Raw genomic sequence first — 18746 nt, 5'->3', positions numbered from 1 at the left:
CGGCCACAGGAAAGCACGATGAACACCACCACCGGCACCCACGAGTACGTGGATGATCCGCGCAACGCGACGATCCTGATCAACGTCAACGGTGAGCTGGTGCCTCGGGCGCAGGCCACGGTATCGGTGTTCGATTCCGGATTCATCCTGGGCGATGGCGTGTGGGAGGGGCTGCGCGTGCACGACGGGGGCATCGCCTTCCTCGATCAGCACCTCGGTCGCCTGTTTCAGGGCGCCAAGGCGATCGACATGGACATCGGTCTCACGCCAGAGGAGTTGACGACGCGCCTGTTCGATACCCTTGCGGCCAACCAGATGCACGACGGCGTGCACATCCGGCTCATGGTCACGCGCGGGATCAAGGCGACGCCGTACCAGGATCCGCGGGTGACCATCGGCAAACCGACCGTGGTGATCATCGCCGAGCACAAGAATCCTCTGCCGAGCACCGTGGAGGAGGGCATCCGCCTGTTCACGGTTCACGTGCGGCGAGGGTATCCCGACGTGCAGGACCCTGGCCTGAACTCCCACAGCAAGCTCAACTGCATCACCGCCTGTATTCAGGCGGCCAAGGCGGGCGCCGACGAGGCGTTGATGCTGGACCCGCACGGTTTCGTCGCCACCTGCAACAGCACGCACTTCTTCATCGTGCAGCCCGATGGCGAACTCTGGACATCGACGGGCGACTACTGCCTGGGCGGGATCACGCGGGCCAACGTCATCGCCCTGGCTCGCGAGCAGGGCATGACCGTTCGCGAGCGCAACTTCACCCTGACCGACGTGTACTCGGCGGCCGAAGCGTTCGTCACGGGCACCTTCGCCGGGTTGGTGCCGGTGACGGAGGTGGACGGCCGCGCCTTGACGCCTCGGCGCGGTCCCCTGGTGGAGCGGCTCCAGCAGGCCTACCAGGCCTGGCTCAGCCGGCATTTGGTGCGCGCGAACGCGTCCTAGGATCGCGGCAGAGTCCACTGGCGCGTGCGGCGGCTACCTTCCTAACACTCTGAAATAAAAGTCTATTCAGACGGTGCTGCCGGCCTGCGTCCAGCGTCAGGGCGGCGAGCTGAGTGGCCGATCCTCGACGCTTGTGCGGTCTTTTGAACCGCGTCGTTTGCAAAGTATAAAGATATCTGCATACTCGCATTCATGGGCGAGTCGCTGACGCACACGATCGAGAGCCTGAAGGCGGTGGCCGAGGAAAGCCGGCTCCGACTTCTCGCCGTTTGTTCCCAGGGTGAGCTTAGCGTCACCGAATTGACCCGCATTCTGGGGCAGAGTCAGCCGCGGGTGTCGAGACACCTGAAGGTCTTACAGAACGCCGGATTGCTACTGCGTTTTCGCGAGCGCCACTCCGTGCTCTACCGAGCGGTCGCCCGTGGCAGCGGTGCCGAGCTGGTGCGCCAGGCGCTGGCGATGGTGGCCGAAGATGACCCGCAGTTCTGCCGGGATCGCGAGCGCCTCGCCGAAATCCGTGCGGAGCGTGCCAGTGCCGCCGCTAGCTACCTGCGCTTCCACGCAGAGGATTGGCACCGACTGCTCGATGCGAGCATTGGCACCGCCGAGTTCGCGCGGGCCGTACTGCAAGCCCTTGAGGGCACGCGCGACGGGCAGCTCGGGGAGTTGCTCGACATCGGCACGGGCACGGGCCGGATCTTGAAGCTGCTCGGCCGCCACGCCGAGAGCGCCGTGGGCGTCGACCTCGACCCGGAGATGCTCAAGGTGGCGCGGGCTGCTTTGCACGAGTCCGGCCTGGACCGGCGTGCCATGGTGCGCCAGGCCGATATGTACAACCTGCCCTTCGCGGCGGCGAGCTTCGACACGGTGACGATGGATCAGATCCTGTTCGAAGCGCAGCGTCCCGCGGAGGTCGTGGCCGAGGCTTCACGGGTGCTACGCGCGGATGGCTGCTTACTGGTGGTCGACTTCGCCTGCAGTGCTGACGCCGCCAAAGCCTTGGACGGCGAGGGGCTCGGTCGCCAATTCGGCGTGCGCGAGTCGGACGTCGAGGAATGGCTGCGCCGCGCGGGCCTGACCCATCAGCGCACGACGCGCCTGGCCAGTGAATCGCTGACGGTGATGCTCACCGTTGCCCAGCGTGCACCGACCCCACAGGTCGTCGCCGCATGAATGCACAACAATCGAACGAGCCCGCCCCAGCGGGCCTGCAGATGACTTGGAGTCACCGATGAAAACCTCTAGCCGCCCCGCGCCCAAGGTCTCCTTCGAGTTCTTTCCGCCGAAAGACGAGGCGATGGCGGAAACGCTGTGGCGCTCCGTGGAGCACCTGGAGCGCTTGAGCCCGAGCTTCGTCTCCGTGACCTACGGTGCCGACGGTTCCACCCGCGATCGCACGCACGAGGTGGTCACCCGCATCAAGCAGGAGACCACGATGGAGCCGGCCGCGCATCTCACCTGCGTGGATGCGACGCGCGAGGAGATCGACGAGATCGCCCGCCAGTACTGGGATGCCGGCATTCGTCACATCGTGGCCCTGCGCGGCGACCCCTCGGCCGGCCAGAGCACGTACGCGCCGCACCCGGGGGGCTACGCTTACGCTGCCGACCTGGTGGAGGGGCTCAAGCGCATCGGTGACTTCGAAGTCTCCGTGGCCGCCTACCCCGAGGTGCACCCGTCGGCGCCGAGCGCGCAGTTCGACCTGGTGAACCTCAAGCGCAAGGTGGATGCCGGTGCCACCCGCGCGATCAGCCAGTTCTTCTTCGACTGCGACCATTTCCTGCGCTTCCGCGATCGCTGCGCGTCGGTGGGTATCGAGGCGGAGATCGTGCCGGGCCTGCTACCGGTGACCAACTACGCGCGCATGCTGGTGTTCGCCGATCGCTGCGGCACCTCCGTGCCCGATTGGCTGGCGCAGCGCTTCGAAGGCCTGGACGACGATCCGGTGACTCGCCGTCTGATCGCGGCCAACACGGCCATCGAACAGGTGGACTACCTGCGCGAGCGCGGCGTGGAGAACTTCCACTTCTACACGCTGAACCGCTACGAGCTGGTCTACGCCATCTGTCACTGGCTCGGCGTGCGCGGCAAGGCCCCGAGCGACAGCCACAAGGCCGCATGACGTTCAGGCACTGAATAGAACCAATCACCGTACGCTGCGCGTCGGTCGCCCCCTCGGGCGCCCGGCGCGTAGTCGTCTCGACCGCATTCTCGCTATCCCCTAGGAATCTCCCCATGGCTTCAGCATCCGACACCCGTATCGCCGCGCTCCATGCCCTCCTCGAGGAACGCATTCTCGTCCTCGACGGCGCCATGGGCACCATGATCCAGCGCTACAAGCTGGACGAGGCGGCCTATCGCGGTGAGCCGTTCAAGGACTGGCACCTCGACGTCAAGGGCAACAACGACCTGTTGGTGCTGACCCAGCCGCAGATCGTGAAGGAGATTCATCGGGCCTACCTGGAGGCGGGCGCGGACATCGTCGAGACCAACACCTTCTCGGCCAACTACCCGGCCCTCGCCGACTACGACATGCAGGACTACGTGCGTGAGGTGAACCTGGCAGGGGCACGTTTGGCGCGCGAGGTGGCGGATGAGGTCACCGCGGAGACGGGGCAGCAGCGCTTCGTAGCGGGCGTGCTCGGCCCGACCAACCGCACGGCGTCGCTCTCACCGGATGTCAACGACCCCGGTAAGCGCAACATCACCTTCGATCAGCTCGCCGACACCTACGCTGATGGCGCCCGCGCCCTCATCGAGGGCGGTGCGGACCTCATGCTGGTGGAGACGATCTTCGACACGCTGAACGCGAAGGCCGCCCTGTTCGGTATCCGTCGTGTGTACAACGAGCTCGGTATCGAGCTGCCGATCTTCATCTCCGGCACGATCACGGATGCGTCCGGTCGCACCCTGTCCGGCCAGACCGGCGAGGCCTTCTGGAACTCCGTGCGCCACTCCAACCCGCTGCTCATCGGCCTGAACTGCGCCCTTGGCGCGGAGGAGCTTCGTCCCTACCTGGAGGAGCTCTCCAATATCGCCGACACGCACGTGAGTGCGCACCCCAATGCTGGTCTGCCTAACGAATTCGGTGAGTACGACCAGACCCCCGAGCAGATGGCGGCGATCATCAAGGAGTTCGCCGAGGCCGGCTTCCTGAATGTGGTTGGCGGCTGTTGCGGCACCACGCCCGATCACATCCGCGCCATCGCCGAGACCGTGCGCGATATGCCGCGCCGGCAGATCCCGGACGTGCCCCGCAAGATGCGCCTGAGCGGCCTCGAGCCCCTGAACATCGGCGCCGACAGCTTGTTCTTGAACGTCGGCGAGCGCACCAACGTCACCGGCTCGGCCAAGTTCCGCAAGCTCATCGAGGCCGACGACTACAACGCCGCCCTCGACGTCGCCCGCCAGCAGGTGGAGAACGGCGCTCAGGTGATCGACATCAACATGGACGAGGGCATGCTCGACTCCGAGGCGGCCATGGAGAAGTTCATGAACCTGATCGCCGGCGAGCCCGATATCGCCCGCGTGCCGGTGATGATCGACTCCTCCAAGTGGAGCGTGATCGAAGCGGGCCTGAAGTGCATCCAGGGCAAGGCCATCGTCAACTCGATCAGCATGAAGGAGGGCATCGAGCCTTTCCTCGAGCAGGCGCGCATGGTGCGCGACTACGGCGCCGCGGTGGTGGTCATGGCCTTTGATGAGAAGGGCCAGGCGGACACGATCGAGCGCAAGTACGAGATCTGTAAGCGCTCCTACGAGATCCTGACACGGGAGATCGACTTCCCGCCCGAGGACATCATCTTCGATCCCAACATCTTCGCCGTGGCGACGGGTATCGAGGAGCACAACAACTACGGCGTCGACTTCATCGAAGCCACTCGCCTGATCAAGGAGAACCTGCCCCACGCAGCCGTGAGCGGTGGCCTTTCCAACGTGTCCTTCTCCTTCCGCGGCAACAACCCCGTGCGCGAGGCGATGCACAGTGTGTTCCTCTACCACGCGATCCGCGCGGGCATGGACATGGCCATCGTCAACGCAGGTCAGCTGGCGATCTACGACGACATCCCCGACGAGTTGCGCGAGCACGTGGAGGACGTGATCCTGAACCGTCGCGACGACGCCACGGAGCGCCTGCTCGACATCGCCGCTAACTACAAGGGCGACGGCTCCAGTGCGAAGAAGGTCGATAACAAGGCCTGGCGCGAACTGCCCGTGCAGAAGCGCCTGGAACACGCGCTGGTCAAGGGTATCGACGAGTTCGTGATCGAGGACACGGAGCAGGCCCGCCAGGGCGCCGAGCGTCCCCTGCACGTGATCGAGGGCCCGCTCATGGACGGCATGAACGTGGTCGGCGACCTCTTCGGCGAGGGCAAGATGTTCCTGCCCCAGGTGGTGAAGTCGGCGCGGGTCATGAAGAAGGCGGTGGCCCACCTCGTGCCTTTCATCGAGAAGGAGCAGGAGGAGAACGGTGGGGGTGCCCGTCAGTCCAATGGGAAGATCCTCATGGCCACCGTGAAGGGCGATGTGCACGACATCGGCAAGAACATCGTGGGCGTCGTGCTCCAGTGCAACAACTTCGAGGTCATCGACATGGGCGTGATGGTCCCCGCGGACAAGATTCTGGAGAAGGCGCGCGAGGAGAATGTCGATATCATCGGCCTGTCCGGCCTGATCACGCCGTCCCTCGACGAGATGGTGCACGTGGGCGCGGAGATGCAGCGCCTGGGGATGGAGATTCCCCTGCTCATCGGCGGCGCCACTACCTCGCCCGCGCACACGGCGGTGAAGATCGACCCGCAGTACGAAGGGCCCGTGGTGTACGTGAAAGACGCCTCGCGCGCCGTGGGTGTGGCCCAGGCGCTGGTGGGTGAGGACTCACGCGTCACCTTCATGCAGAAGGTGGCGTCGGACTATGAGAAGCGTCGCCAGCAGCACGCCGGGCGCCATCGCAAGACGCCCAGCCTCACGCTGGAGGAGGCGCGCGCCAACCGCTTCGCGCCGGACTGGTCCACCTACACGCCGCCGCGGCCGCTGAAGACCGGCGTTCACACCTTCGAGGATTATTCGCTCGAAGAGCTCATGCAGTACTTCGACTGGAAGCCCTTCTTCAACGCTTGGCAGCTGAACGGGAAGTTCCCTCAGTTGCTCAAGGACCCGGTGATCGGCGAGGAGGCCTCCAAACTCTACGCGGACGCCCAGGCGATGCTGAAGCAGATCGTCGAGGAGCGCTGGCTGGGGGCGAAGGCCGTGGTGGGTTTCTTCCCCGCCAACGCGGTCAATCACGACGATGTGGAGATCTACGCGGACGAGTCGCGCAGCGAGGTGCTGCAGACCCTGCGCAACCTGCGCCAGCAGAAGACCAAGCCCGACGGCCACTCGCACCTGTGTCTCTCGGACTTCGTGGCGCCGCGCGAGAGCGGGGTGATCGACTGGGTGGGTGGGTTCGCCGTGACCGCCGGCATCGGCATCGAGGAGCACGTGGAGCGCTTCGAGGCAGCCCACGACGACTACAGCGCGATTATGCTCAAAGCCCTCGCGGATCGCTTCGCCGAAGCCTTCGCGGAGCTCATGCACGAGCGTGTGCGCAAGGAATTCTGGGGCTACCAGCCGGAGGAGTCCCTGAGCAACGACGAACTCATCGACGAGCGCTACCAGGGCATCCGGCCGGCGCCGGGCTACCCCTCCTGCCCGGACCACACGGAGAAGGAGACCCTGTGGAAGTGGTTGGATGTGGAGGCCTGCACGGGCATCCGTCTCACCGAGTCCCTGGCCATGTACCCGGCCTCCTCCGTGAGCGGTATGTACTACTCACACCCGCAATCGCAGTACTTCGTGCTCGGCACCATCGCTCGCGATCAGGTGGAGGACTACGCGGCGCGCAAGGGCATGAGCGTGCAGGAGGCGGAGCGCTGGCTGGCCCCGAGCCTGGGCTACGATCCCCAGCAGGAGGCTGCCGAGCAGGCGCGGGAGTCGGCCGCCTAAAGGGGAGCGCGGGCGTTTCGTTACCATCAATGAGAATCATTTGCATTTAAGGATCGGGTAGACTACCGTATCCAACACGTGATGGATCTGCTGGACGACGGAGTGCCAATGACTGCTATCCCCGTAACGCGAATGAGTGAATTGAGCACGGGCGCACAGCTCATCATGTGGGCCGCGCGCCATCTGGTGGGCGCCGCGATTCGCGATAAGGGGACGCCGTGGTGCGTGCCGCGCAGCTTCGAGATCGCGGGCGCTGCCAGCGCCCTGGACAGCCTGAAGGACCTGGTAGTGGCCGTGGCCCAGGAAACGCCGCGTCAGCTCGTCGTGGCCAAGCCGTCGTCGGGCGAGTTGACCCGCGACGAGGTGACCTTCGCTGCCGCTCTCACCGGTGACCGGGAGGCCGTCAGCGTGGTGGAGAGCACGGCCGAGGAGGTTCCCGGTTACCTGAGTCGTCTGCGCGAGGCGATGGCGGCGGCGGGGCTGCCCCTGAAACGCCTGGGGGCGCCGGATCGCGGCCTCCTTCGCAGCGGGCGCGCGCCGGCCATGTATGCCAACCCGGGCCTGGCCGACCTACACTAGCAGCCTTTCAGGCGCATACCGGGCAGGCCGGGTCCCGTGCGAAGCGCAAGGACCGCCAGTGCATGTTCAGTGCATCGTAGGTGAGCAAGCGCCCAGCGCTGTCCTCGCCCACCCCTAGCAAAAGCTTTAGGGCTTCCGCTGCCATCATGGTGCCCACCGTGCCCACGAGGGGAGCGAAGACGCCGTTGCCCTGGCAGTCCTCGTTGGCCTCATCGCTCTCGGCGAACAGGCAGCGATAGCACGGCGTGTCCTCGCCGTGCTGTCGACGACGATCGTGCCGGAACACGGCGAGCTGTCCTTCGAAGCGGATCGCCGCGCCTGACACCACAGGCGTGCCGACCTGGGCGCACGCCGCGTTCACGGCGAAGCGCGTGGCGAAGTTGTCGCTGCCATCAAGGACGACGTCGACGGCACCGACCGCATCGCGCAGCCCCGCCTGGTCCAGGCGCTCGTCGAGCGGGTGCAGCTTCACGTCGCCGTTCACCTCTCGCAGGGCCTTGGCGGCAGCCGTCGCTTTACGCTCGCCCACATCGCTCGCTCGATAGAGCACCTGGCGTTGAAGGTTCGAGCCGTCCACGCGATCGAAGTCGTTCAGCCACAGCTCACCGATGCCTGCCGAGGCAAGGTAGAGGCTGGCCGGTGAACCGAGTCCGCCGAGGCCGATGACGAGCACACGCCCGCGACCGATGGTGTGTTGTCCGGCCTCTCCTACCTGGGGCAGGGCGAGGTGTCGGGCGTAGCGAAGGCGAGCGGCGCCGCTCAAGCGGTGTTCGGTCATCGTGCTATCGAGACAGTGTGTGGAGGTGAGGATACTGTGGGCAGCGTCCGAGGGTGACGCGCTCGTGGCCGTTCAGATCCAGGTCCGTTTCGATGTCTTCGTAGCCGGCGCTGGCGAACAGGTCGCGCACGGCCGGGCCCTGTTGGTAACCGTGTTCGACGAGTAGCCAGCCGCCGTCTCGCAGGTGTGAGCGCGCGCCACCGACGATCTCGCGCAAGGCGTCGAGGCCGTCCTCGCCGCTGACGAGGGCGGTGCGTGGCTCGAAGCGCAGATCGCCCTCGCGCAGGTGAGGGTCATCCTGTGGGAGATAGGGCGGATTGGAGACGATGAGGTGGAAGGGGGGCTCATCGTCCAGTGCCTGCCACCAATGGCCGTGTCGTAAGTGCAAGGTCAGGCCGAGGCGTTCGGCGTTGATGCCGGCGAGGCGCAGGGTCTCTCGGTTGACGTCCGTCGCGGTGAGGTGCCAGTGGGGCGCTTCACTGGCGAGGGCGAGGGCGATCGCGCCACTGCCCGTGCCGAGGTCTAAGACGCGGGCGACGGGACTGGCCCAGCGGTCGATGGCGTCGCGCAAGCGCAGCGCCCGTTGCACGAGGGTCTCCGTATCCGGGCGTGGGATCAGGGCGTGCTCGTCCACGCGCAGGGGAAGGGACCAGAACTCCCGCTCGCCGAGGATGTAGGCGATCGGTTCGCCGTGAGCGCGGCGGCCGATCAGGGCGTCGCACGCATCGAATTCCGAGGCCGTGCACGTATGCTCGGGCCAGGCCCGCAGCCAGCTGCGCGGGCGGCCGAGGGCGCGCGCCACCAGCACCTCCGCGTCGAGGCGCTCGAGGCCGCGTTCACGGGCGTGGGCGAGCACCTGCAAGATCGAGATCTCCTGCTCCGTCATGGTCGCGATGGTAGCCGAATCGCGGCGCGTGCGTTCCGCGGAAAAAAACGCGGGCTCCGGCTCCCTTGATGCGGTGCGATTGGGATTAGAATTCGGCCGGGATCGCAGGAGGCCAGATAAGCAGATGATCTATTCCAACGTGCTCGAGATGGTTGGCAACACGCCCCTGCTCGAAGTTCAGCGCCTGGACACGGGGCCGTGCCGGCTGTTTCTGAAGCTCGAACTGCTCAATCCTGGCGGTTCGATCAAGGATCGCATCGGCGTGGCGATGATCGATGCGGCCGAGGCGCGCGGCGACATCAAGCCCGGCGACACGATCGTCGAGGCCACTGCGGGCAACACGGGTATCGGCCTGGCCCTGGCCGCCTCGCAGCGTGGCTACCGCCTGGTGCTGGTGATCCCCGATAAGATGAGCCAGGAGAAGATCTTCAACCTGCGCGCCATGGGCGCGGAGATCCTGCTCACGCGCTCCGACGTGGGTCGCGGTCATCCCGAGTACTACCAGGATCTCGCCCAGTCCTACGCCCAGGAGCACGGCGCCTACTACATAAATCAATTCGCTAACCCCGACAACCCGACGGCGCACGAGAAGCACACGGCGCCGGAGATCTGGGAGCAGATGGGCCAGGACCTCGACGCGGTGGTGGTCGGCGTGGGCACCTCGGGCACGATCAGCGGCATGACGCGCTTCTTCAAGCGGGTGGCACCCCACGTGAAGATGGTGCTGGCCGATCCGCGCGGGTCGATCCTCGCCGAGTACATCAAGACCGGGCAGATCGGCGAGAAGGGATCCTGGCTGGTCGAGGGTATCGGCGAGGACTTCATTCCCGACATCGCGGATCTGAGCGGTATCGGCAACGCCTACAGCATCAGCGATGACGAGTCCTTCGCCGCCGCCCGCGAGTTGCTGCGCGAAGAGGGTCTGCTCGCCGGCTCGTCCTCGGGCACTCTGTTGGCTGCGGCCCTGAAGTACTGCCGCGAGCAGACCGAGCCGAAGCGCGTGGTGGCCTTTGCCTGCGACACGGGCAACAAGTACCTCTCCAAGCTCTACAACGATTTTTGGATGGAGGATCAGGGGTTCATCGAACGCCAGACCTACGGTGACCTGCGCGACCTGATCGGCCGTCCCCACGGGCAGCGCGCCACCGTGACCGTGGGCCCGGACGACGTGCTCACCACGGCCCACAATCGCCTGCGCAACGCCGGCTTCTCCCAGCTGCCCGTGATCGAGGGCGGCACCCTCGTGGGCGTGCTCACGGAGGAGGACATCATGCGCTACGTGTTCGGCGACCCCGGCAGTCTGCGCCATCCGGTGCGCAACGCCATGCGCACGGCGTTCGCTAAGGTGGAGAAGGACTTCTCCATGAACAACACGGTCTCCCTGCTCACGGGAGTGCCCTACGTGGCGGTCACGGACCACGACCAGTTCCTGGGCCTGATCACCCGCGCCGATATGCTCAACTACATGCGCAAGCAGATGAACATGCCGGAGGGCACGGAACTCGTGACGCCACCCGCCACCGGCGGCTGAACAGATTCGATAATCGAGGAACTTCATGAGCGATCAGTCTTCCCGCGGTGCCCCCCAGCGCCTGGCGACACGAGTCATTCACGCCGGCCAGCACCCGGACCCGGTGACCGGCGCCGTCATGCCGCCGATCTCCCTGAGCTCCACCTACGCGCAGGAAAGCCCGGGTGTGCACAAGGGTTACGAGTACTCGCGGTCGGAGAACCCCACGCGCATGGCTTGGGAGCGCTGCATCGCAGACCTCGAGAGCGGTGTCCGCGGTTGCGCCTTCGCTTCGGGGCTGGCGGCGATCGCCACCATCCTCGAGTTGCTGCCGGCCGGCAGCCACCTGGTGGCCAGCGACGATCTCTACGGCGGCACCTACCGCCTCTTCGACCGGGTGCGCGCCAAGACGGCGGGGCTGCGCGTCACCTTCGTCGATACGGGAGACGTGGACGCGGTGCGCGCGGCGATTACGCCGGACACGCGCATGCTCTGGGTGGAAACCCCGAGCAACCCCATGATGCGGCTCACCGACCTCGCCGCCCTCGGCGCCCTGGCCAGGGACCACGACCTGATCGCCGTGGCCGACAACACCTTTGCCACGCCCCTGATCCAGCGCCCTCTGGAGCTGGGCTTCGACATCGTGATGCACTCCACCACCAAGTACCTCAACGGTCACTCGGACATCATCGGCGGCGTCGCCGTGACCCGCGAGCAGGCCCTCGGCGACGAGCTCGGGTTCCTACAGTTCGCGGTGGGGGCAGTGGCTAGTCCCTTCGATAGCTTCCTCGCCTTGCGCGGGGTCAAGACGCTGGCAGTTCGCATGCGGGCCCACAACGAGAACGCGGCCAAGCTTGCCGACTGGCTGCACCGCCATCCCCAGGTGCCGCAGGTGTTCTATCCCGGCTTGGAAGATCACCCCCAGTTCGCCCTGGCCCAGCGCCAGATGGACGGCTTCGGCGGCATGATCAGCCTGCGCGTGGAGGGTGGCTTCGACGGCGCCAAGCGCATGCTCGAACGCTTGTCGGTGTTTACCTTGGCAGAGAGCCTGGGCGGTGTGGAGAGCCTCGCCAATCACCCGGCGATCATGACCCATGCCTCCGTGCCGCCCGAGCGCCGCGCCGTGCTCGGCATCAGCGATGACCTGGTGCGCCTCTCCGTGGGGGTCGAGGGGGTGGAGGATCTAATGGGCGACCTGGAGCAGGCCCTGGCCTCCTAGCGGGTCTTTCCTAGACAGCGCTCGGGTCCACGACCAGCACCACCTTACCCCGGGTCTCGTTGCGGGCGAGCAGGGCGTGCGCCTGTTCCACCTCCGACCACGGCAGGGTGCGATCGATCACCGGTCGCAGACGGCCGTCGGTGAAGGCGGGCGCCAGGTGCTCTTCGAAGGCCCTCGCCAGCCGCGCCTTGTGCTGCAGCGAGCGATTGCGCAGGGTCGAGGCGCGAAGGGTGAGTCGCTTGCGGAAGAACAACCCCAGGTTGGCCTGCTCGGCCGTGGCGCCGCCCATGAGCGCCAGGGTGATGATGCGCCCGTCCAGGGCAGCAGCACGGATATTGGCGTCCAGGTAGGAGGCACCCATGAAGTCTACGATCACGTTGGCGCCGCGTGCGCCGGTCAGGTCGCTCACCCGTTCGGCGAATGATGCTGTTCGGTAGTCGATCGTCGCGCTGGCGCCGAGGGAGGCGCACAGTTCGTGCTTTGGGGCGCTGGCCGTGACCAGCACGCGCGCGTCGAGGAGGGCGCTGGCGATTTGGGTGGCCGCCGTGCCCACGCCGCTCGCGCCAGCATGGACGAGTACGGTCTCCCCGGCCTGCACCTGGGCTTGCCAGACCAGGGTCTGCCAGGCCGTCATGAACACCTCTGGCAGGGCTGCCGCCTGCGCCAGATCCAGGCCCGCCGGCACCGCCATCGCCAGTGCTTCGGGGATGATCACGTATTCGGCAAAACCGCCGCCGGCGAGCAGGCTGCACACCGCATCCCCCGCCGCGAAGCGCTCGCAGGCCTCGCCGGCCACCACCACTTCACCTGCCATCTCAAGGCCCAGAATCTCGCTCTCGCCCGGTGGCGCCGGGTAGTGACCGGCCCGTTGCATGAGATCGGCGCGGTTGGCGGCGGTGGCCACCACGCGCACGAGCAACTCATCGTGGGCGGGGGCTGGATCCGGTCGGTCGACGAACACGAGTCGGCTGTTCGGTCCCATGTCCTCAATATCGATGGCGCGCATGACGGTGTCTCCGCTGCTGAGCACGAGCGGTGGTGCTGGCGAGCCGGTAGGCCTGGCCCTATCCTTGAGGATCTGCGCCTCGCCGCCCCCGCTTCGGTGGGTTCGCCCGCCCAAGTGCCCAAGTCCCCGCCATGATGCCTGCATCCGACGCTGCTGCCACGCCCACCCGCGGCGAAGTGTTGCGAATCGCCACGCCGCTGATCCTCTCCAACCTCTCCGTGCCGCTCCTCGGCATGGTGGACACGGCAGTGGTCGGCCACATGGGCGAAGTGCACTACCTGGGGGCCGTCGCCGTAGGCGCCAGCGTGTTCAGCCTGCTGTTCCTGGGCCTCAATTTCCTGCGCATGGCGAGCACCGGGTTGGCGTCGCAGGCGACGGGTGCGGGGGATGGCGACGCCCTGAGGGTGCTGTTGCTCCAGGGCGTGCTGGTGGGGCTCGCCTGCGCGGCGCTCCTCCTGGTGTTGCAGCACCCCGTGCGCGAACTGGCGATGTCCCTGCTCGGTGTGAATGCCGCAGTGGGGCAGGCGGCGCGCGCCTATTTCGACGTGCGCATCTGGAGCGCCCCGTTGGTGCTGGTGAACTTCGTGCTGGTGGGATGGCTGGTGGGCTTGGCGCGTACGCGGGCTGTGCTGGCGGTGACGCTCACGATCAACCTGGCCAACATCCTGCTCGATCTGTTGTTTGTGTACGGCTTCGGTTGGGGCATCAGGGGCGTCGCCGCGGCGACGGTGCTAGCGGAATTGCTAGGTTTGCTTGCTGCAACCCTCGCGGCACGCGGTGGGCTGGCGAGCCACCCGGCACCGCGTCTCGGTCTGTGGTCGAAAGCTACCTTGGACGAAGCGGTCGCCTGGCGTGGGCTACGTCAGCTCTTCGCTTTGAACAGCAACCTCCTCGTGCGCACGCTGGCGCTGCAGCTCGCTTTTCTGGTGCTAACGGGTCGGGGGGCGCGCCTGGGGGAGGCCATCCTCGCTGTGAACGCCGTGCTGCTCACCTTTCAGCATGTTATCTCCTACGGCTTGGATGGGTTCGCTCAAGCGGTGGAGGCCTTGGTCGGTCGTGGGCTCGGTGCTCGCCGACGGCAGGCGGTCGAACGCGCGGTACGCTACGGCTTCGAGTGTGCCATCGCCGTTGCCGTGGTGGCCGCGATTATGCTCGCCATCGGCGGCGGAGCGGCCGCCGACCTGCTCACCGATCAGAGCGCCGTGCGCGAGGGGGTGCGGCGCTACCTCCCCTGGCTCGTGCTCTCGCCCCTGATCAGCCTGTGGAGCTTTATCTACGACGGTGCCTTCATCGGGGCGACGGCCGCCCGCGAGATGCGAAACGCGATGGTGTTCTCCACCTTCGCGATTTACCTGCCCGCTCTGTGGCTGTTTGCGGGGTGGGGAAACCATGGCCTGTGGGCAGCTTTCTCCCTCTTCATGCTAGCGCGTGCGTTGACCATGGGCCTGGCCTTCAGGGGGGCAGTCCTCGACCGTGCGGGCACGGGATCAGAAAAAGTGTGAACCCGGTCCTCCGGCGCGACCTGGCCTGGAGGAGGTGGCGGGAAACTGTGAAACGGCCGCTGTGGTCGATGTAAGGGGTGCTCGACACTCCTGAGGTAGAAACGCCATCGTCGCGCACCGCCTCGGGATACCGTTGACCTCACCTACGCTCACCGCTGAACGATCCTCGCCCCCTCGCGCTGGCGAGGCACCGGGTGTACCGCCGCAGGCCCTCCACCTGTGGGAGCTCGTGTCCTCGGCGAGCACGCCGCTCGGCGTGGTGGATGAGGCCGGTACGGTGGTGCACAGCAACCGGGCCCTGGATGAACTTCTCGATCAGGTTGCCTTTCTGCGCGACTGGCTGGGCGAGGTGGACGCCACCCAGGCGATGCGGACGTCCGTCCCGGTGGAGGGCCAGGCGCCGGTAGAGCTCTACCTCGAGGCCGTACGCGACGGCCACCGCCTGCTCTTCGCTTGGTGGGAACACGATGCCGAGGCCGGTGCCGACCGGGACCCACTCACGGGACTTGGCAGTCGCGCCCGTTTCGAGCGCCTGCTCCACAACGATCGCTACGACACCCTGCTGCTGCTGGATCTCGATCGCTTCAAGGCCGTCAACGACACGCTCGGTCACAACGCCGGGGACCAGCTCCTGAAGCTGGCCGCCAAGCGACTCCTGAAGGCGATTCGCAACGACGATCCGATCGTTCGTCTCGGCGGCGATGAGTTCGCCATCTTCCATTCGGCGGGAGAGAGCGGGCTGGGGACTGCCGAGAAGATCGCCTCGCGCATTATCAAGCTGATCGGTGGCCCGTTCCTGGTGGAATCGCAAACGGTGCATGTGGGGGTGAGCGTGGGGATCGCCTCTCTGCGCACCGGTCACACGTCCCGTGAGGAGCTGTACCGCCATGCAGACCTCGCCCTGTACGCGGCCAAGGCCAACGGTCGCAACCGCTATTGGTGCTTCGAGGAGACGCTGGAGGAGCAGGCCAACGACCGCCGAGCGATGGAGGCGCAGCTGCGCCAGGCCCTGATCCTGGGGCAGCTACGGCTCTACTACCAACCTCAGGTGGCGACGGCGGATCATCGCGTGAACGGTATCGAGGCCTTGCTGCGCTGGGACCATCCCGAGCGCGGCGAGCTCACGCCGGAGCACTTCGTGCCGATGGCAGAGGAGATCGGCGAGATCCGCTCCATCGGTGAGTGGGTGTTGTGCAATGCCTGCGCGCACGCGGCGCAATGGCCCGACGATCTGCCTGTGGCGGTTAACGTCTCTGCTGGGCAAATCGTGGACCCGCGTTTCATCGACACCATAAAGCGAGCGTTGGAAGGTGCCGGGTTGGCGCCAGAACGCTTGGAGCTGGAGGTGACCGAGTCGGTCCTGATGTCGAACCTCCCGTTGATCCTGGAGCGACTCACCGAGGCCAAGGCGTTGGGGGTGTCCGTTACCCTCGATGAGTTCGGCACGGGCTACTCCTCCCTCAATTACCTCAATCGCTTCCCCTTCGGTCGCATCAAGATTGCGCGCTCCTTCGTGCGGGGGCAGCAGGACGACCCACGCGCCCGAAGCCTCGTGAAGTGCGTCCTGGCCCTGGGCGAGAGCTTGGGCATCAGCACTCTGGCGGCGGGGATCGAGACCCAAGCCCAATGTGACGCGCTCCTCGCCATCGGCTGTCGCGAAGGCCAGGGCTGGCTGTTCGGGGCCCCCCTGACCCGAGAGGACCTCGACGCTTACCTGCGCCACCAACTCCCGTCCACCACGACCACCACATAGGAGTCACCATGGCTACCGACCTTTATCAGCTCGTCTACGTGAGTCGTAGCGTCATCGAAGGCGACGAGCAGAGCTACCGTGAGCAGATCGATGAGATCCTCAAGGTCTCGCGAGAGAACAACCAGCGCGATGAGATCACCGGCGCTCTGCTGTGCAACCGACGTTACTTCGCGCAGGTGCTGGAGGGCGGCCAGGACGTGGTGCAGGATGCCTACGAACGGATACAGTGCGACGAGCGCCACGAGCAAACGACGGTACTGCGCTTTCGCCCCGTGCCGCGCCGTGACTTCGGCGAGTGGACTATGGCCTACGAAGGACACGACAGCGACGCGTTGCATTCCTTCAACCGCCTGACCCAGGAGTCTCGCCTGAAGCTCGAGGAGCTGGACGGTCTCGATCTGGTCTCCCTGCTGCAGGCCCACCTGCAGGCCGCCTGAGCCGGGCGCGGGGTACTACTGCGGGTCTGGCGATCCCAGGCCCACCACACCGACCAGAAACGCGTACTCGAGCGCGTAATCGCGCAGGCGCTGATAGCGCGCCGCCGAGCCGCTATGTCCTGCCTCCATGTCCGTGTACAGGAGCAGGGGCTGCGCGTCGGTCTTCACCGTGCGCAGGCGGGCCACCCACTTGGCCGGCTCCCAGTACTGCACGGCCGGGTCCTGCAAACCTGAGGTCACCAGCATCGCGGGATAGTCCTGCGCGCTCACCCGGTCGTAAGGGGAGTACTGGCGCATGTACGCGTAGTCTTCCGCCTCGTTCGGGTTGCCCCACTCGTCGTATTCGAAGGTGGTGAGGGGGATCGACTCATCCAGCATAGTGGTGAGCACGTCCACGAACGGTACGCCTGCGATCAGGGCGCGGAAGCGCTCCGGGGCCATGTTGGCCACCGCACCGATCAACAAACCCCCGGCGCTTCGGCCGCTGCCGACCAGCCCGTCGGGTGCCGACCAACCGGTCTCCACCAGCGCCTGCGCCACGTCGATGAAGTCCGTGAAGGTGTTCTTCTTGTGCTGCTTGCGGCCGTGCTCGTACCAGGCGCGCCCCAGCTCCTGGCCACCTCGGATGTGGGCGATGGCGAAGATGAACCCGCGATCGACCAGGGGCAGCATGCGCAGGGCGAAGTCCGGTTCTGAATCGATGCCGTAGGCGCCGTAGCCCGTGAGGTAGAGCGGGTGGCTGCCGTCCGCCTTCTGATCGCGACGACGCAGGAGCGTGACGGGCACGTCCGCACCGTCGCGGGCGGCTACCGCGAAGCGTTCCACGGCGTAGCGTTCGCGGTCGAAGGTGGGGCCTGCGAAGTCCTGCTTCAGCGCACGCTTCTCGCCGCTCGCAAAGTCCAGTTCGAAGACCGTGTCGGGGGTGGCCAGGGAGGAGTAGCTGTAGCGCAGGGAGGGGCTGGACGGGTCGGGGTTGTCGTCGATGCTCGCCACGTAGGCGGGTTCGCTGGCGTCGATCAGGTAGCCCGTGTCGAGGCTCGGCGTATCGTCTTCCCCGCGCGGAAGTACGCGTATCCGGCCGATACCCGATTCGGTTTCCTCCAGTACGAGCGCCTGATCGAAGACGGCGAAGTCCGCGAGTAAGACGTGCTCGCGCTCGGGCACCAGCAGCTCCCAGTTCTCGCGTTTATCGGCGCTCGCCACGTCCGTACGGTAGAGGCGGAAGTTCGGCGCGTCCCAGTTCGAGAGCAGGTACACGGCGTCGCCAGCGGTCTCCACCCCGTACTCGTGGCCCGCCTCCCGCGGGATCAGGGGGATCGGGGTGCCGTCGGGAATCTGGGCGTCGAGCAGGCGCACCTCGGTGGTCAGCGTGCTCGTCAGGTCGATCTGCAGGTAACGCTCATCGCGGGTGCGCCCGATGGTCAGATAAAAGGTGCTGTCCGGCTCCTCATACACGAGAGCGGGCGGGGTGAAGGGTTGATCGAGGCGAATACGAAACACCCGATGGGGGCGCAGGGTCTCCTCTTCGCGCCGCACGAAGAAGAGGGTTTGATTGTCCGCCGCCCAGGCGAGGTCCGCTTCCAGTTGCTCGATCCGCGGCACCAGCACGGACTTGCCTGAGGCGATCTCGCGTACGTGCAGGTCGTACTCGCCGCGGGCACGCGTGTCCTGGGTGTAGGCGAGTAGGCGACCGTCGTCGCTGACGGCGATCGCGCCTACCTCATAGAACTCATGGTTGGCGGCCTCGACGTTCTCATCCAGCAGAATCTCTTCCGGCGACTCCATCGTGCCCTTGCGTCGTGCGTGCACTGCGTATTCCTTGCCTGCCTCGTAGCGTGCGTAGTACCAGTATCCGGCGTCGAAGACCGGTACGGAGGTATCGTCAGGTTTCAGACGCGACACCAGATCCTCGTACAGCGCATCGCGTAACGCCCCGTGCGGCGCAAGACTCGCCTGCGTGTAGGCGTTTTCTGCGCGCAGGTAGTCGAGCACCTGGGGATTGCTGCGCTCGTCGTCCCGCAGCCAGTAGTAGGGGTCGACGCGCGTCTCGCCGTGGGCGAGCAGCTCGTAGGGTTGTTCGGTGGCGATCGGCGGGGTGGGCGTTGGCTTGGCGTCTTCGGACATGGGGGCAGCGGTCTCC

14 protein-coding genes are annotated in these 18746 nt (G+C 66.2%); 10 read left to right on the top strand and 4 right to left on the bottom strand.

Annotated features, from left to right (window positions below; all coding sequences use genetic code 11):
- The first annotated feature begins 18 nt into the window (after nucleotides 1–18).
- The 5 genes from AAF184_00285 to AAF184_00265 all read left to right on the top strand — a co-directional run bounded on the left by AAF184_00285 (nucleotide 19) and on the right by AAF184_00265 (nucleotide 7515).
- Nucleotides 19–951 (top strand): aminotransferase class IV, encoded by a 933-nt coding sequence (locus AAF184_00285; GenBank protein MEO0420742.1) that lies wholly within the window; start codon nucleotides 19–21, stop codon nucleotides 949–951.
- 192 nt (nucleotides 952–1143) lie between these two features.
- A complete protein-coding gene (locus AAF184_00280) occupies nucleotides 1144–2124 on the top strand; it encodes a metalloregulator ArsR/SmtB family transcription factor (GenBank protein ID MEO0420741.1) in 981 nt (326 codons plus the stop codon).
- Nucleotides 2125–2182: 58 nt separating this feature from the next.
- On the top strand, nucleotides 2183–3073 hold the full coding sequence (metF, locus tag AAF184_00275; GenBank protein ID MEO0420740.1) for a methylenetetrahydrofolate reductase: 891 nt from the start codon (nucleotides 2183–2185) through the stop codon (nucleotides 3071–3073).
- 113 nt (nucleotides 3074–3186) lie between these two features.
- Nucleotides 3187–6936, top strand: a complete 3750-nt coding sequence (metH, locus tag AAF184_00270; protein ID MEO0420739.1) for a methionine synthase — start codon at nucleotides 3187–3189, stop codon at nucleotides 6934–6936.
- Between the two features lie 132 nt (nucleotides 6937–7068).
- Nucleotides 7069–7515 carry a hypothetical protein gene (locus AAF184_00265; protein ID MEO0420738.1) on the top strand — a complete coding sequence of 149 codons (447 nt, stop codon included), beginning with the start codon at nucleotides 7069–7071 and terminating at the stop codon, nucleotides 7513–7515.
- Nucleotides 7516–7522: 7 nt separating this feature from the next.
- Here the strand turns inward: AAF184_00265 and moeB are convergent, their stop codons facing one another.
- Nucleotides 7523–8293: a molybdopterin-synthase adenylyltransferase MoeB gene (gene moeB / locus AAF184_00260; protein MEO0420737.1), complete on the bottom strand. Its 771-nt coding sequence runs from the start codon at nucleotides 8291–8293 to the stop codon at nucleotides 7523–7525.
- A 4-nt stretch (nucleotides 8294–8297) separates the two neighbouring features.
- Complete coding sequence (prmC, locus tag AAF184_00255) at nucleotides 8298–9179, bottom strand: peptide chain release factor N(5)-glutamine methyltransferase (GenBank protein MEO0420736.1); 882 nt, start codon at nucleotides 9177–9179, stop codon at nucleotides 8298–8300.
- Nucleotides 9180–9303: 124 nt separating this feature from the next.
- On the opposite strand from prmC, the gene AAF184_00250 reads away from it, so the two are divergent.
- Nucleotides 9304–10710: a pyridoxal-phosphate dependent enzyme gene (locus tag AAF184_00250; protein MEO0420735.1), complete on the top strand. Its 1407-nt coding sequence runs from the start codon at nucleotides 9304–9306 to the stop codon at nucleotides 10708–10710.
- Between the two features lie 25 nt (nucleotides 10711–10735).
- The gene (locus AAF184_00245) at nucleotides 10736–11908 is read left to right on the top strand and encodes a PLP-dependent aspartate aminotransferase family protein (protein MEO0420734.1); all 1173 of its coding nucleotides are present in this window, start codon (nucleotides 10736–10738) and stop codon (nucleotides 11906–11908) included.
- 10 nt (nucleotides 11909–11918) lie between these two features.
- Here the strand turns inward: AAF184_00245 and AAF184_00240 are convergent, their stop codons facing one another.
- A complete protein-coding gene (locus AAF184_00240) occupies nucleotides 11919–12914 on the bottom strand; it encodes an NAD(P)H-quinone oxidoreductase (GenBank protein ID MEO0420733.1) in 996 nt (331 codons plus the stop codon).
- Between the two features lie 131 nt (nucleotides 12915–13045).
- Here AAF184_00240 and AAF184_00235 point away from each other — a divergent pair, with 131 nt between their 5' ends.
- From AAF184_00235 to AAF184_00225, 3 genes are all read left to right on the top strand, one after another.
- Complete coding sequence (locus AAF184_00235; GenBank protein MEO0420732.1) at nucleotides 13046–14416, top strand: MATE family efflux transporter; 1371 nt, start codon at nucleotides 13046–13048, stop codon at nucleotides 14414–14416.
- 133 nt (nucleotides 14417–14549) lie between these two features.
- Nucleotides 14550–16169: a bifunctional diguanylate cyclase/phosphodiesterase gene (locus AAF184_00230; protein ID MEO0420731.1), complete on the top strand. Its 1620-nt coding sequence runs from the start codon at nucleotides 14550–14552 to the stop codon at nucleotides 16167–16169.
- A gap of 8 nt (nucleotides 16170–16177) precedes the next feature.
- A complete protein-coding gene (locus AAF184_00225; GenBank protein MEO0420730.1) occupies nucleotides 16178–16606 on the top strand; it encodes a BLUF domain-containing protein in 429 nt (142 codons plus the stop codon).
- 15 nt (nucleotides 16607–16621) lie between these two features.
- Here AAF184_00225 and AAF184_00220 read toward each other — a convergent pair whose 3' ends face one another.
- Complete coding sequence (locus tag AAF184_00220) at nucleotides 16622–18730, bottom strand: S9 family peptidase (protein ID MEO0420729.1); 2109 nt, start codon at nucleotides 18728–18730, stop codon at nucleotides 16622–16624.
- Nucleotides 18731–18746: the final 16 nt, after the last annotated feature.

This window comes from Pseudomonadota bacterium, assembly GCA_039815145.1.
Taxonomy (GTDB): Bacteria; Pseudomonadota; Gammaproteobacteria; order Steroidobacterales; family JBCBZW01; genus JBCBZW01.
The sequence above is the reverse complement of the archived record's forward strand: the minus strand, read 5'-3'. Positions and strand labels throughout refer to the sequence as shown.

Bases quoted from the DNA above. Each gene is read 5' to 3' on its own strand.
- AAF184_00235 (MEO0420732.1), top strand. From the start codon at position 13,046: ATGATGCCTGCATCCGACGCTGCTGCCACGCCCACCCGCGGCGAAGTG.
- AAF184_00280 (MEO0420741.1), top strand. From the start codon at position 1,144: ATGGGCGAGTCGCTGACGCACACGATCGAGAGCCTGAAGGCGGTGGCC.
- prmC (MEO0420736.1), bottom strand. From the start codon at position 9,179: ATGACGGAGCAGGAGATCTCGATCTTGCAGGTGCTCGCCCACGCCCGT.
- AAF184_00285 (MEO0420742.1), top strand. From the start codon at position 19: ATGAACACCACCACCGGCACCCACGAGTACGTGGATGATCCGCGCAAC.
- AAF184_00245 (MEO0420734.1), top strand. From the start codon at position 10,736: ATGAGCGATCAGTCTTCCCGCGGTGCCCCCCAGCGCCTGGCGACACGA.
- metF (MEO0420740.1), top strand. From the start codon at position 2,183: ATGAAAACCTCTAGCCGCCCCGCGCCCAAGGTCTCCTTCGAGTTCTTT.
- AAF184_00250 (MEO0420735.1), top strand. From the start codon at position 9,304: ATGATCTATTCCAACGTGCTCGAGATGGTTGGCAACACGCCCCTGCTC.
- metH (MEO0420739.1), top strand. From the start codon at position 3,187: ATGGCTTCAGCATCCGACACCCGTATCGCCGCGCTCCATGCCCTCCTC.
- AAF184_00265 (MEO0420738.1), top strand. From the start codon at position 7,069: ATGAGTGAATTGAGCACGGGCGCACAGCTCATCATGTGGGCCGCGCGC.
- AAF184_00240 (MEO0420733.1), bottom strand. From the start codon at position 12,914: ATGCGCGCCATCGATATTGAGGACATGGGACCGAACAGCCGACTCGTG.
- AAF184_00225 (MEO0420730.1), top strand. From the start codon at position 16,178: ATGGCTACCGACCTTTATCAGCTCGTCTACGTGAGTCGTAGCGTCATC.
- AAF184_00220 (MEO0420729.1), bottom strand. From the start codon at position 18,730: ATGTCCGAAGACGCCAAGCCAACGCCCACCCCGCCGATCGCCACCGAA.
- moeB (MEO0420737.1), bottom strand. From the start codon at position 8,293: ATGACCGAACACCGCTTGAGCGGCGCCGCTCGCCTTCGCTACGCCCGA.